At 61.6% G+C, this 13,520-nt stretch carries 12 protein-coding genes; 5 read left to right on the forward strand and 7 right to left on the reverse strand.

What is annotated here, in order from left to right:
• Positions 1-114 precede the first annotated feature (114 nt).
• Positions 115-1,416 (forward strand): serpin family protein, encoded by a 1,302-nt coding sequence (locus tag LDP01_RS22190; protein ID WP_224094255.1) that lies wholly within the window; start codon positions 115-117, stop codon positions 1,414-1,416.
• Positions 1,417-1,525: 109 nt separating this feature from the next.
• A protein-coding gene (locus LDP01_RS22200; RefSeq protein ID WP_527249054.1) for an IS3 family transposase occupies positions 1,526-2,739 on the forward strand; the annotation gives its coding sequence in 2 pieces (ribosomal slippage) (positions 1,526-1,787 and positions 1,787-2,739; 1,215 coding nt in all).
• A gap of 103 nt (positions 2,740-2,842) precedes the next feature.
• Here the strand turns inward: LDP01_RS22200 and LDP01_RS22205 are convergent.
• Positions 2,843-3,457: a TetR/AcrR family transcriptional regulator gene (locus tag LDP01_RS22205; protein WP_224094256.1), complete on the reverse strand. Its 615-nt coding sequence runs from the start codon at positions 3,455-3,457 to the stop codon at positions 2,843-2,845.
• A 308-nt stretch (positions 3,458-3,765) separates the two neighbouring features.
• Here LDP01_RS22205 and LDP01_RS22210 point away from each other — a divergent pair, with 308 nt between their 5' ends.
• Complete coding sequence (locus LDP01_RS22210; protein ID WP_224094258.1) at positions 3,766-4,695, forward strand: cytochrome b/b6 domain-containing protein; 930 nt, start codon at positions 3,766-3,768, stop codon at positions 4,693-4,695.
• Here the strand turns inward: LDP01_RS22210 and thiD are convergent.
• The 5 genes from thiD to LDP01_RS22235 all read right to left on the reverse strand — a co-directional run bounded on the left by thiD (position 4,692) and on the right by LDP01_RS22235 (position 10,144).
• Complete coding sequence (gene thiD, locus LDP01_RS22215) at positions 4,692-5,525, reverse strand: hydroxymethylpyrimidine/phosphomethylpyrimidine kinase (RefSeq protein ID WP_224094260.1); 834 nt, start codon at positions 5,523-5,525, stop codon at positions 4,692-4,694. The genes LDP01_RS22210 and thiD overlap by 4 nt on opposite strands.
• A gap of 64 nt (positions 5,526-5,589) precedes the next feature.
• Entirely contained in the window at positions 5,590-6,555 is a 966-nt protein-coding gene (locus tag LDP01_RS22220) for a TAXI family TRAP transporter solute-binding subunit (protein ID WP_224094263.1), read from the reverse strand.
• The gene (locus LDP01_RS22225) at positions 6,548-7,963 is read right to left on the reverse strand and encodes a sensor histidine kinase (RefSeq protein ID WP_224094265.1); all 1,416 of its coding nucleotides are present in this window, start codon (positions 7,961-7,963) and stop codon (positions 6,548-6,550) included. The genes LDP01_RS22220 and LDP01_RS22225 overlap by 8 nt, the downstream gene beginning before the upstream one ends.
• A complete protein-coding gene (locus LDP01_RS22230; RefSeq protein WP_224094267.1) occupies positions 7,960-8,622 on the reverse strand; it encodes a response regulator transcription factor in 663 nt (220 codons plus the stop codon). Before LDP01_RS22230 ends, LDP01_RS22225 begins: the two co-directional genes overlap by 4 nt.
• A 118-nt stretch (positions 8,623-8,740) precedes the next feature.
• The gene (locus LDP01_RS22235) at positions 8,741-10,144 is read right to left on the reverse strand and encodes an MFS transporter (protein WP_224094268.1); all 1,404 of its coding nucleotides are present in this window, start codon (positions 10,142-10,144) and stop codon (positions 8,741-8,743) included.
• Between the two features lie 480 nt (positions 10,145-10,624).
• On the opposite strand from LDP01_RS22235, the gene LDP01_RS22240 reads away from it, so the two are divergent.
• Both LDP01_RS22240 and LDP01_RS22245 read left to right on the forward strand, forming a co-directional pair.
• Complete coding sequence (locus tag LDP01_RS22240; protein WP_224094269.1) at positions 10,625-11,125, forward strand: methyltransferase family protein; 501 nt, start codon at positions 10,625-10,627, stop codon at positions 11,123-11,125.
• Positions 11,126-11,365: 240 nt separating this feature from the next.
• Complete coding sequence (locus LDP01_RS22245; protein WP_224094270.1) at positions 11,366-12,076, forward strand: queuosine precursor transporter; 711 nt, start codon at positions 11,366-11,368, stop codon at positions 12,074-12,076.
• A gap of 81 nt (positions 12,077-12,157) precedes the next feature.
• Here the strand turns inward: LDP01_RS22245 and tgt are convergent, their stop codons facing one another.
• Complete coding sequence (gene tgt / locus LDP01_RS22250) at positions 12,158-13,483, reverse strand: tRNA guanosine(34) transglycosylase Tgt (protein ID WP_224094271.1); 1,326 nt, start codon at positions 13,481-13,483, stop codon at positions 12,158-12,160.
• Positions 13,484-13,520 lie beyond the last annotated feature (37 nt).

Below are 13,520 nucleotides of genomic sequence, written 5' to 3' on the forward strand. Positions count from 1 at the left end.
TCCGTGATGCTCGCTCACATTCCGGCCACATTCGGCAATCCCTCTCTCAGATCGCGTGAGTTCCGAAGGCAAAGCGTGCAGCATGTGAGGAGAACACCAAATGGGGGGATCGGCATGTATCGAGTTCGGAAAGTGGTCGCGGTCGTAGCGGCAGCCATGTTGGCGAGCGGTTCGGCGACAATCAGTGCCTGCGCGCCGCAACCAGCCGACGTCGGGCTCTTAAAGGCCGACGGCGTTACGCGGGTTTCGGTCCAAGCGGCGGATTACCCTGCCCAACGCGAGGCGCTGAATGCCTCTGCGCGCAAGCTCGGCGCGACACTGCTCGCGGACGGAGGGGATGCCGCGAACGGGAACGTTGTTTCGTCGCCCGCCAGCCTGTTGTTCGCGCTCAGCATGCTGCGAGCCGGAGCATCCGGAGAAACGGCCGCTGAGATGGATTCAGTCCTGGCGTTGCCCATCGAGGGTCGCGACGAAGCCATGAACGCCGTACTCGCGGCGCTGGAAAAGTATGACGGCGACCCCGGAAGCGTGGACGAGGACGACCCGCCACGCAAACCCGTCATGCACGCAGCCAACGGACTGTTCGTCGACAAGGGCATCCCCACCGGAAAGGACTTTCTGGCCACGCTCGCAAAGCACTATGGCACGGGTGTGTACCCGGTGTCCTTCCAGGATGAGGCGGCGACCAAACCTGCCATCGACCAGTGGGTCAGCAGGAACACGGGTGGCAGGATCAAGGAAGCACCCGCAAAGTACGATCCCGATAACACCTTCAGTCTGCTCAACGCGCTTTACTTCGCCGCGGCTTGGCAGACGCCCTTCGATGCCAACGACACGTCGGATCAGCCCTTCCGCAAGGCCGGCGGGGAAGTCGTCTCCGTTCCTACTATGCACGGAGGCCTCAGCATGGCGTACGCCGAAGGCGTCGGGTGGAAAGCTGTGGACTTGCCTTACGCCGAAGGTTTCGTCATGCGGCTGGTACTGCCCGACGGCGGTACTCCGGGTTCCGAAAGTCCGGCTGCGGTTTCGCCGGAGGTGCTTTCGGACGCGGCAGCACGGTTGGGACGCGCGGCGCAGGACACGGTCCGGATCAGCCTGCCAAAGTGGGACCACAAAACCACGTTCGACTTGCGAAAGGTCTTCGAAACGCTCGGACTCAGGGAGACCCTCGACACGGACACGGATTTCGATGTGATCCAACAGGGCATGAAACTGACGCAGGCGGCGCAAGCAGCCAACGTTACCGTTGCTGAAAAGGGAACCATCGCATCCGCGGTGACCCAGATCAACGCCAAAGATTCCGCAGCCCTGATTCCGGATCGTGAAATCGTCCTTGACCACCCGTTCCACTACCAGATTGTGCACGTTGAAACCGGCATGCCGTTGTTCACGGGTTGGGTTGCTGATCCACGCTGAGGGACGGGAAGTGAGAGAGCGATGGGGGAAACGCGCCGGGATGTGAGAGAGCGATGGGGAATGCGGCCGTATGGTTTTCTGAGACAGCTTGATGGGAGATTCGTTTCAGATGACCACGCCCAGAAGAAAATATGATGCCGCTTTCCGTGAGGAAGCGGTGCGGCTGGTGCTGTCCACGAACCGTTCGGTGAAGCAGGTCGCCGAGGAGATCGGGGTGAAGGAAAGCACGCTGGGGAACTGGCTTCACCGACATCGGGAACGTCAACCAAATGCCCCTGTCCCGTCCGAGGACAGGGGCCCGGTTGCCTGGGAAGAACACCAAAAGGCCTTGGCCGAGAACGCCAGGTTGAAGGCCGAGGTCGAGTTCCTGGGAAAAGTCAGCGCCTTCTTTGCCGCGAAGCAAAAGTAGAGGATTTCTACGAGTTCATCGAAGCGGAGAAGGCCAACCATTCAGTGGTGTGGCTGTGCCGGGCATTGAAGGTCTCACGGGCCTCGTTCTATCGGTGGCGCAACCCCGCCGGGCCCTCACCACGTGCCGTGCGGCATGAGGATCTGGTCACCGCGGTCACCGACCTCTATACGAAGGAGGAAGGCCGTGCCGGACGGGACCAGTTGGCCTTGTTGCTGAACGCGGCCGGGACCAAGGTCTCCGCCCCAACCGTCGGAGCCATCATGCGCGAGACCGGTCTGCGTGCCATCCGAACTCGGGCCTGGAAACAGACCACGGTCCAGGACCCGCAGGCCAAGACCGCCCACATCGAGAACCACATGCTCGACACCGACGGCAAACGCGACTTCACCTCCACCGTGCCCGGGACCCGTCTGGTCGGCAATATCACCTACCTGCGCACCGGCGAAGGCTGGCTCTACCTGGCCACCGTCATCGATCTGTTTTCCGGCATGGTCATTGGCTGGTCCATGGCCGGACACATGCGTGCGAGCCTGTGCACCGCGGCTCTGCAGATGGCCCGGAACCACGGGCGCTTCGCCGAGGATTCTGTGGTCTTCCACTCCGACCGCGGCGCCCAGTACACCTCTGAGGAATTCCAGCAATGGTGCGGCACGAACGCGGTCACTCAGTCCATGGGCAAGGTAGGGGTGTGCTGGGACAACGCGGTCGCCGAGAACTTCTTCTCCCACCTCAAAACCGAGTTCTACCACCACCACCGCTTCGGTTCCAGGCTCGCCGCCCGGACCGCGGTGATGGACTACATCGAGGGCTGGTACAACCGTCGCCGACCCAATCGCAGGGCCGGCGGCGCACCACCCGTAACAGCCCACACCGCTTACCAAACCACCGTTCAGGGACCCCTGGCCGCCTAACCAACAACAACGAGAACTGTCTCAAAAACTTGACGAGCGCAGAAAAGGCGGCGGGGAGTGAGAGAGCGATGAGGAAACGGGTCGGGATGTGAGAGAGCGTTGGCTATTGAACCAGCCGTCCCACCAGCACTGCCGCAGCCTCAACGACGTCGTCCGCCTCCCGTTTGGACGAACTCAAGGCGACCTCGTTCCCGGCCAGAGTGACGATGTCCGTGATAACCGCGACCGTGAGCTTTCCCAGAGTGTCATCGCTGGCTCCCAGCAGCACGGAATTTTGCCGAACCCACTCGCGTCCACGTTCGCGCCGCAGTACCTCGAACCCAGGGGGAGTATCACCTTCGATGAAGACCCGCTCCAGGTCCCGGTGTTTCCAGGTGTAGTCGAAGTAGCTGTGGCTGCCCACGTTGAACAGGGCCAGCGGATCGTTCTCGCCTGACCTCCTGGCCTTTGCTACAGCCGCGGCGACGAGCCTTTCATGTTCGTTTTGATAATCGTCCCAGAGTGCCAGGAAGAGTTCGGTCTTGCCCCCGAAGTGGTGATACAGGCTGCCGACGCTTGACCCGGAACGGGCCACGACATCCGAAATGCTGGCGTCGGTGAAGCCGTGCTCGCAGAAAACGTCCCTCGCCGCATCCAGGAGGTTTCGTCGGGTGGCGGGTGTCCGGGTCCATTGCCACGAGCCGGCATGGACTGCCGCGTTGGATGTCTTCCGAACCAAGGATGCTCCCTTCGCCGCGACATGCAGTTTTGCCGGAGTGTCGTCGGGCTTCTTTCTGGAATCGTACCTTCACCAATCTGAAACTTTAAGCAATCAAACCCCTTGACCGTCAATCAACTAAAGGAAACAATCTTAGAAGCTCGTTCTAGAAATATGTGTTGCGGTATGTATCCGAATGCTGCGATTTTTGACGTCAAACGCCTCGAAACCCGGGTGCCGTTTTTACCGTCGCGCTGCAACTGGTTGAATCGCTATGAGAGAGCGCCAACTGGTCGCACGCCAAACAAGCCAGAGAGGAACGCGGCCTGATGTCCGTTTCAAGCAAGTCGTCCGGGATCACGTCGAACAGGTGGTTCAAGCCCGTCGTCGTTACCGCCATAGCGTTGGTGGTGGCGCTGGTCCTGGTGCTCATCGCGCAGTGGCTGCGGACGCTGCAACCCGTCCAGCAGTTCCTCGTGGACTACCCTGGACATTCAGCGATCCCCGAAGGCACGCCCACAGGTTTCCCTGCCTGGCTCGGCTGGCAGCACTTCCTCAACATGTTCTTCCTGGTCCTGATCATCCGATCCGGCTGGCAGGTCCGCACCACCACGCGACCCGCCGCGAACTGGACCCGGAACAACAAAGGCTTCATCAAGACGAAGAATCCGCCCACAAAGATCAGCCTGGATCTCTGGTTCCATCTCACGCTGGATGCCTTGTGGGTGTTGAACGGCATCATTTTCATCGTCCTGCTGTTCGCGACCGGCCAATGGCTGCGGATCATCCCCACCAACTGGGACGTCTTCCCCAACGCTCTGTCCGCCGCCTTGCAGTACGCCTCGCTGAACTGGCCGGTTGAGAACGGCTGGAACAACTACAACAGCCTGCAGTTGCTGACGTACTTTGTCACCGTCTTCATCGCCGCGCCGCTGGCAATCATCACCGGCCTTCGGATGTCCGGTGCGTGGCCGAAAAAGGCAGCGATCAACAAGTTCTACCCCATCGAGCTCGCCCGCCAGATCCACTTCCCGGTGATGATCTACTTTGTGGCGTTCGTGATCGTCCACGTCACCCTGGTCCTGGCCACCGGTGCGCTGAACAACCTGAACCACATGTACGCCTCGAACAACGACTACAGCTGGTGGGGCTTCGGCATTTTCGCGGCCTCAATCGTCTTTACTGCGGCCGCCTGGTTCCTGGCCCGCCCGCTGTTCCTGCGTCCGATAGCCTCGCTCATGGGCAAGGTCTCGCGCTAGCGGGATCCGCCCTGCCACAGGGCATCAAACGGAGCACCTGACGCCACGCGATTCGCAATACCAGCGGTAACGAACGCCTTCGCGGTGCGGGCAGCTTCCAACGGCGTGGCACCCTTGGCCAACTCAGCCGTCACTGCCGCTGCCAGGGAGCAGCCAGCACCGGACACGGCCACGTCGCCAACCTTCGGAGCGCGGAGGACTTCCAGCGTTTCGCCGTCGTAGTAAACGTCGACGGCGTCCGCGCCTTCCAGCCGCACCCCACCTTTGGCGAGGACTGCTGCTCCGCTGATCTCGTGAATGCGAATGGCAGCGTCCTTCAGGCTTTCCTCATCCGTGATCTGAAGCCCGGACAGTGATTCGGCCTCGAAATGGTTTGGTGTCACGAACGTCGCCAGAGGCAGGATCTGCGCTTCCAAGGCTTGGTCGGTATCCAAGGCGTGGCCAGGCTCCTGTCCTTTGCAGATCAGGACCGGGTCAAGGACCACGTTCGCGAAAACGCCATCGGCCAACGCCCGCTCAACAGTGCAGATGGTTGCAGGGCTGCCGAGCATGCCGATCTTCACCGTATCCAGAACCGAAGGTGCGCCGGAAGCGGGACCGTAGGCCGCCGTCGTCGCTTCCAATTGGTCCGCAATGACTTGCTGGTCAACCGGCACAAAGCGGTGGTTCCAATTGTCTTGGGGATCAAAGGAAACAATGCACGTGAGGTTCGCGATACCGAACACTCCCAGTTCCTGGAAGGTCTTGAGGTCGGCCTGCGCGCCGGCACCGCCGGTCGCTTCGGAGCCGGCGATGGTCAGTGCAATGGCAGGTGCAACGGCTGAAGTCATGTCTTACATCTTGCCATTTGCCCGGTGGTGCCCCGATTTTTGGGGCACGGCGGCAGCGCGCGCGTTAGCCGTGAAGTGTCCGATAGGCGGTTTCGGCCGCCGGGTGAAGGGGCACGCCCGCGGTGTTGATGAGCGTCTCAGGGCTGAGGAATTGCACTCCGGTGCTCGTCTTCGGGACCAGCTCCTGAGCCCGTTGCACCAGCAGTTTCACGGACTCAGAAACCAGGTGGTCGGCCAGGTCGCTGCGGCACAGGAGCAGGTTGGCCACACCCACGGTCCACGTTGCAGAGGCGTCCCCGTAGCTCTTGGCGGGGATCAGGACACGGTCGTAGAACACTCCGTATTGTTCGCGCATGGCTTTGATGTGTTCGGATAGGTCGATCAGGCGGAGGCCAATTTCATTGGCCGTGGATGCGATGGCAGCGGTTGGCACGCCGCCGGACCAGAAGAGGGCATCGATGGAGCCATCGCGCAACGCTGCCAACCCTTGGTTCAGCCCGAGATTCACCTGCGTGAGACCCATTCCCGCCGGTGCTGCGGAGATGATGCGCGGCACGGTCAGTGACGTTCCCGAGCCCACCTCGCCAACACCGGCCGTCTTCCCGGCCAGATCGGCGAAAGAGCGGAGGCCGCTGTCCTCCCGCACGATGCAATGAACATAGTTTTGGTACACCTTTCCGAGCGCCACAAGATTCCCGCCAGGCTGCGGGGTGGCTGCAGCCTGGGCAGCTGCGTCGGCAAGCGCGACGGCGAACGTCGCCTCGCCGGACAACACCCGCCGGATGTTCTCCAGGCTTCCGCCAGTGGTCAGCGGCACGGCCGTTTCGGCTACACCCTCGCGTTGGAGCAACTCCGCGAACAAGGTTGCGAACTCCAGGTAAAAGCCACCTGGTTCACCCCCGGCGACCGTTAGCTTTTGCGGCTTCTCGTCAGGGGTGCAGGAGGTGGATACCGGCAGCAGTACGCCAGCCAAACCAGCCGACAGCCCGGCTCTAAGAACTGCCCTTCTTGGCATGATCCTGCTACTCATCCCGGCCACCCTGCGGGTGTTGGAACTCAAGACGGGCCGTCAGTCCGTGCGGTTCTCTTCCCTCAAGCACAAGCTCACCGTCGTTCGCATGCGCCAAACGGTCCACGATCGTCATGCCCAAGCCGTTCCCGGCGATCTTGCTGTGCTGCGGCGCCCGCCAAAACCGCGTTGTGGAGGCGGTGCGCTGCTCGGCGGAAAGCCCGGGACCGTCGTCGGAAATCTCGACGGCGACCCCTCCTTCTGTCTGATTCGTTGCCACCGTGATCCGGGCGCCAGGGGCGTACTTGATGGCGTTGGCCAGAAGCTCACCCACCATGTGCGCCAATTCGTCCGGATTGCATGCGAGGTGGAGCGGTTGCTCCGGCTGCATCAGCATGATGGTCGAACCAGCCCGTTCAGCAGCAGGCATCGCCCGCTCCACCTCCCCCTGCAGGACAGGGAAGGGGTCGATGACCGTGTGGTGTTTGTGCCCGGTTGCACGATCTGCGCGGGCAGATCCCTCGAAAGCGCGGTGCTCGGCCGTAGCCAGCTTCAGCACGCCGTCGAGAATTGCCTCCACACGCTCAAGCTCAGCAACCACGCCGGCCGCGGCGGCTTTCTCGGGCTCCGACTTCAGCGCCAGTTGCAGCAGATCGATCCGGAGCCGCAACGCACCCACCGGGTTCCGTAGTTCGTGCGATGTGTCGGCGATCAGTTGGCGCTGCGAATCGATGCTCTCCGTGACGGTGTTGGCCATCGCGGTGAACGAACGACTCAGCTCCCGCAGCTCGGGCGGACCGGCGTCGGGGAGGTGGCTCGTCTTGCCCGTCGTCTCAAGTTCGTGGACGGCGTTGCTCAGGCGATGGACCGGCCGCAGAACCCAGGCGGTGACGCGGGCCGCTGCCAGAAGCAGGAGCGCCCCGAGCGCCACCGCGGCAAGCCCGACGACGAGCCACCGCTCCCGCAATTTCTGCCGGGCCGCCTCGGGATTGACTTCAAGGACGGCCTCCCCAAGTACCTGGCTGGCTGTGCCGAAGGACCTCGAGATGACCTCCGTGCCGGATCCGAAGGGCCTGAGCGGGCTGAGCGTGGTGTCGCTGAGGTTCAAGCTCGCCCGGTTCAATGCCTCACGGACTTCGGCCCGGTCCTCACTAAGGCCGCCTGAACGTACTGTCTGCGGCTGCAGGCGGATCAGGATCCCCTCGCCGTAGAGCTCGGAATAGCGGTCCATTTCGCGTTGCAGCTGGGTGGTGTCATTGTCCAAAGACGCGTCATTGGCAAGCTGGGCGAAGCGGTTCAATGACGTGACGCGGTTGATCTGGAGTTCCTGTGTGAGCTCCCTGCCGGCCGACGTCAGGATCACGCTGGACACGGTGACCACAATGAGCACTGCGATCACGCTCAGGATGGCCAGGACGCGGAGTTTCATCCCTGCTCCACGCGGTATCCCACGCCGCGGACGTTGATGATGAAACCGGGCAGCTGGAGTTTGGACCGGAGGCCGGTGAGGTGGACGTCGAGGGACCTTGAGTTGGCTACGAAGGCATCACCCCAGAGGGCATCGAGGATCTGTTCCCTTGTCACTACTGATCCTGCATTCCTTGCCAGGAGGCTGAGAAGTTCGAACTCTGTTGCAGTAAGGGAGAGTTCCCTTTCGCCAACAGATGCGATCCTGCGGTCCAGGTCCACCCTGACGTCTCCCACTTGGATGCTGTGGGGTGCTGCATGCCCGGCACGGTGGGTCCGGCGCGTCACAGCTTCGATCCTTGCCAGCAATTCCACAAGCTTCACAGGCTTGACCAGATAGTCATCGGCACCGGAACGAAGACCCAGGACCACGCTTCGTTCGTCGTCGCGCGCAGTGAGGATCAGAATGGGGACCTGCGTGACCTGTCGCAGCTTCCGTAGCACTTCCAGACCGTCCAAGTCCGGCAAACCGAGATCGAGCAGGATCACTTCGTGATGCCGATGCCCCAGGAGCGCGTCCTCGCCACGGGACACCCTTGTGGCTTTGTGGCCAGCGGATGCAACGGCAGCGCTCAAAGCGGACGCCATGGCGTCGTCATCCTCGACGATGAGCACGTGCACGGTCTGATCCTTTTGGGCTGATGGGCTGGTTCGCTACTAGAGCTTAACGTTGTGAGTCACGCTCTGCGCCCTTCGGAGTGACCTAAGGGCGCAGAACGGGCCTCACAACCCAGCTGATTCAGGCGCGGGCGAGATCCTTCTTGTCCTCGTCGGCATCCCGCGAGCCAAGGTCCTTCGCGGCGAACGCGCTTCCCTGCTCGGTATCCAGGTGCGTGGCCTTCTTGTTCTTCAGCGCGAAGATGTACACCAGCAGCGAGATGAAGATCGCCGCAGTTACGTAGGTGAAGAACATGTCCACCTGCCCGGATTTCTGCAGGGCGGCACCAATCAGCGGAACCGTGCCACCGAAGAGCGAGTTTGCGATCGCATATCCCAGGCCAACGCCCAGGGCACGGATCGATGCCGGGAACAGCTCGGCCTTCACCAGTGCGTTGATCGAGGTGTAGCCGCCAACCATGAGCAGGCCGCCGAGCATCAGGAGAAACGCAACGAACGGATCCTTGGTTCCGGACAATGTGGAGAGCAGCGGCCAAGTGAACAGCACACCGGTGACGCCGAACCAGATCAGCAACGGTTTGCGGCCGATCTTGTCGGAAATCAGGCCATAAACCGGCTGGAGCAGCATGAAGATGAACAAAGCCCAGAAGTTGATGACGGAGGTATCGGTCTTTGCGATGCCGGACGTATCGTTCATGAACTTCAGGATGAAGTTGGTGTACGTGTAGAACGCCACCGTGCCACCGAGCGTGATGCCAATGCAGATGAGCAGCGGCTTCCAGTGCTTGGTGAACAGGAGCTTCATGGTGCCCGGCTGTGCCTCGCCTTCAACCTTGACGTGCGCGGCGCGGAGCTGATCGGCGGAAAGGGTTTCTTCCATGGACCGGCGAAGCCAGAGGACAACCAACGCAGCCACGCCACCGATCGCGAAAGGAATCCGCCAGCCCCACGCGGTCAGGTCTTCCTTGTTCATGGTGTTTTGCAGGATCACCAACACCAGCAACGCCAGCATCTGCCCGCCGATGAGCGTCACGTACTGGAAGCTGGAGAAGAAACCGCGGCGCTTGGCAGTCGCGGCCTCGGACATGTAAGTGGCGCTGGTGCCGTATTCGCCGCCCACCGAGAAACCCTGCACAACACGGATAAACACCAGCAGGATCAGTGCCCAGAGGCCAATCACGTCCTGCGTCGGGAGGATGGCGATGGCGAACGATCCGGCCGACATCATGGTGACGCTGAGGGTCAGCGCAGCCTTGCGGCCCTTCCGGTCTGCATAGCGGCCGAAGAACCAGCTGCCGATCGGACGCATGAGGAACGACGTCGAGAAGACAGCCATCGCCTCAAGCCCGGCCTGCAGATCGTCCGAGGAGTTGAAGAAGTGCGACTGGAAATAAGCCGCGAAAACCGTGTAGACGTACAGATCAAACCACTCCACGAGGTTGCCCGCGGAGCCTTTAAGAATGTTGCTCACGGCCTTGCGTGTCTGTGCGGCCTCGCTGAGGGGCGCAGCTTGTTGGGTGCTCATCAATGAACCTTCCTGGACGGCCTGCGACAGCAGCCGTGTCTTGCATGAGTTCGTTCTGTCCATGAAGCTCGTGCTCATGGCGTCCTTGCGCATGGCTCTTCGTCGACTAAGAAAGGTCCTCCATGGGTGAAGAGGACATATTCCAAACTATTGGTGATGCACGGCACAACCAACGCCGGAACGGATTTCCTAACACTTCCTTAGGTTTCAAAAGGCCTGGACGCACGACGGCGGTACCCGGCTGCCGCCGTCGTGGGAGCCTTGTGTGCCGCCCACCCACACTAGCCGGTTGCTCTCTCACATCGTGCGGGGTTTTGACGATCCTTCTCTCACGTCCGGACGGGTTTTGGCGGTCGTTCTCTCACGTCCGGGCGGGTTTTGGCGGTCGTTCTCTCACGTCCGGACGGGTTTTGGCGGTCGTTCTCTCAGATCCTGTCCCTTGTTGCGGACAAGAACGGGCCACGGGATTACTGTTCAGGCATGGGTACTTGGACCGCACTAAGGAGCGTGTTCGGCAACCTGCCCCTTCCTCCGGGACAGGTGACCGGTTTGATTGTCGACGTGGTCCTGAAGCGACGGTTCCCCTGGCCATTGCCAGGATCTGAAGCACTTCAAAAGATTGCGGGTTCTGGCCTGCTGGTGATCGGTGGAGGGCTGAATGCTTGGGCTTTGGCTGAGCGGGCCCGCCGTTCGGCGAGCCGCTTCGAGTTGGAGCGGCCGCAGGAATTGGTGACCAGCGGGCCATACGCACTAACCCGCCATCCAATGTATGTGGGGTGGTGGCTCATCCACTTGGGTGGGGGGATCCTCGCCGGTTCATCGTGGGTGCTCATGACTTTGCCGGCTGGAATCCTAGTGGAACACAAGGGCGTGCTCCGCGAAGAAGGCGAACTTTCGGAATATTTCCGTGAGTACGCCGAATACGCGACAAAGACTCCTCGCTACCTCGGATTCCGGCGTCGCCACCCGGTGAACCGCTGACACCACCGTGTGATGTGGCCGAGCGTTCCCCGGAAAGGGGGATTAGCTGAGTGAGGATCGGTGGAAGCGGGTCAGGATGTGAGTGAGGATCGGTGGAAGCGGGTCAGGATGTGAGTGAGGATCGGTGGGGTGGGACAATAAGACCGGTGTTGGGCCAGCGGCCCCACCAACCACAGTGCTAATACAGCCGGGTGCCTGAACCAACAGCGCCCGCGCGAACCACTACGAAATGGATGACCCATGCCCTCGCCTTCCGGCTCCAGCACCTTGAGCAAGCCTGCACCCCGCTTCGCCTCGATCGGCTCCCCGTACTTTGGCATCATGCTCGCCATCATGGCCGTGGTGCTGATCCTGTCCAATATCGGCGCATCCAAGGGCGTCGTGCTTGGTCCCATCATCACTGATGGCGGATTCTTCCTGTTCCCGCTGGCCTACATCCTGGGCGACGTCATGAGCGAGGTCTACGGCTTCAAAGTGGCCCGCAAGGCCATCATTACCTCGTTCGCCCTCTCCGTCTTCGCCTCGCTCTGCTACTGGGTGATCATCGTGCTTCCCGGTTTCACGGACGAGTATGGAACCGCCAAGCAGGCCGCTATCGAAGGCGCACTGGGACCGGTCCCCCAGATCGTGCTCGCTTCTCTTCTGGCCTTCCTCGCCGGCCAGACCATCAACTCCTGGATCTTGGTAAAGATGAAGGAGCGCACGGGCGAAAAGACCCTGTGGGCCCGGCTCATGGGCTCCTCCGTGGTGGGCGAATTCGTGGACACTCTGATCTTCTGCAGCATCGCGGCCTCGGTCATTGGCATCACGGACTTTGGAATGTTCGCGAACTACGTCCTGGTGGGCTTCGTGTACAAGACCGCCGTCGAGTTCCTCTTTGTCCCGATCACAGTCCTGGTAGTTGGCTACATCAAGAAGCGCGAGCCGAGCTACGGGGTAGCCGCAGCCTAGCCTCGGGCCGAGATCGCCGGAACCGTGTGAGTTCGCCGGAAGTTTCCGCACGCTCACGCAGGCTTCCGGCGATCTCGACGCCTACGAGTAGTACCGGCCCAGGGTCTCCGCCTTGAACTCGAAGAAATCCCCGGACTCGATGGCCAGCCGGGCGTCGTCCACCATCTTCACCACGAAGCGCTCGTTGTGGATCGAAATGAGCGTTGCTGAAAGCATTTCCTTGGCCTTGTACAGGTGATGGATGTACGCGCGGGAGTAGTTCTGGCAGGCGTAGCAGTCACAACCCTCCTGCAGCGGCCCGAAATCGGCCTTGTAGCGGGCACCGGACAAGTTGAAGCGTCCGGACGGCGTGTAGAAGGCTGAGTTCCTGGCCACACGCGTGGGTGAGACGCAGTCGAACGTGTCAGCGCCGTTTTCGATTGCCGTGAAGATATCGTCCGGCTCGGAAATACCCAGCAGGTGCCGGGGCTTGTCCTCGGGAAGTTCCTCGTTGCACCACCGCACGATGGTGCCCAGGTTCTCCTTCTCCAACGCACCGCCGATCCCGTACCCGTCAAATGGCATGGCGCCGAGGTCCCGGCATGCTTTGCGGCGCAGGTCCTCATACTGGGCACCCTGGATCACACCGAACAGCGCCTGGTAGGGCTTCCCCACCCGGGAAACCGTCAAACGGGCATGCTCTTCCAAGCACCGCAGCGCCCATAGCCGGGTCCGCTCCAACGACTCTTCCTGATACGCCCGGGAGTTCTGCAGGGTTGTCAGTTCGTCGAACGCGAACATGATGTCCGCGCCGATTTGGTGCTGGACCTGCATGGAAATTTCGGGGGAGAAGCGGTGCCGGTCGCCGTTGAGGTGCGACTTGAACCAGACGCCGTCGTCATCGATATGCGCCAGCCGTTCCTTGCCGGGCGCCACCGCGTCGTCGGGCCCGGAAGTGTCCACGTTCTTCATGTCGATGACCTTCTTGAAGCCCGAACCAAGACTCATCACCTGGAACCCGCCTGAATCCGTGAACGTCGGCCCGGACCAGTTCATGAAAGCACCCAGCCCGCCCGCGGCGTCGAGGATTTCGGGGCCTGGCTGCAGGTACAAATGGTAGGCGTTGGCCAGCACAGCCTGCGCGCCGAGTGCGGCAATCGACTCGGGCAGGACGGCTTTGACTGTGGCTTTGGTCCCGACGGCGATGAACGCGGGCGTCTGGATGGTTCCGTGCGGCGTGGTGATGGTTCCGGTCCGGCCCAGGAAAGTGCCGCCGTTGGCCTCGACCAAGGCGCCCGACGGCGAACACGTTTCAGTCAGCCGCTGGCCCACTGAAAAGGAGAACCCGGATTGTTGGGATGAAAGATCCGGCAGGGCACGGGCGGGTGTGGACGGGGGCGACGAGGGCAGGAAAGCGGAAGCTGGCACGCTACCAAGTGTGCCAGCTTTACCGCGGGTAACCTGC

Origin of the sequence: Arthrobacter sp. StoSoilB13, from assembly GCF_019977255.1 — a bacterium.
In the GTDB taxonomy this organism is placed as follows: Bacteria; Actinomycetota; Actinomycetes; order Actinomycetales; family Micrococcaceae; genus Arthrobacter.

Bases quoted from the DNA above. Each gene is read 5' to 3' on its own strand.
- LDP01_RS22190 (WP_224094255.1), top strand. From the start codon at position 115: ATGTATCGAGTTCGGAAAGTGGTCGCGGTCGTAGCGGCAGCCATGTTG.
- LDP01_RS22210 (WP_224094258.1), top strand. From the start codon at position 3,766: ATGTCCGTTTCAAGCAAGTCGTCCGGGATCACGTCGAACAGGTGGTTC.
- thiD (WP_224094260.1), bottom strand. From the start codon at position 5,525: ATGACTTCAGCCGTTGCACCTGCCATTGCACTGACCATCGCCGGCTCC.
- LDP01_RS22220 (WP_224094263.1), bottom strand. From the start codon at position 6,555: ATGAGTAGCAGGATCATGCCAAGAAGGGCAGTTCTTAGAGCCGGGCTG.
- LDP01_RS22225 (WP_224094265.1), bottom strand. From the start codon at position 7,963: ATGAAACTCCGCGTCCTGGCCATCCTGAGCGTGATCGCAGTGCTCATT.
- LDP01_RS22235 (WP_224094268.1), bottom strand. From the start codon at position 10,144: ATGAGCACCCAACAAGCTGCGCCCCTCAGCGAGGCCGCACAGACACGC.
- LDP01_RS22240 (WP_224094269.1), top strand. From the start codon at position 10,625: ATGGGTACTTGGACCGCACTAAGGAGCGTGTTCGGCAACCTGCCCCTT.
- LDP01_RS22245 (WP_224094270.1), top strand. From the start codon at position 11,366: ATGCCCTCGCCTTCCGGCTCCAGCACCTTGAGCAAGCCTGCACCCCGC.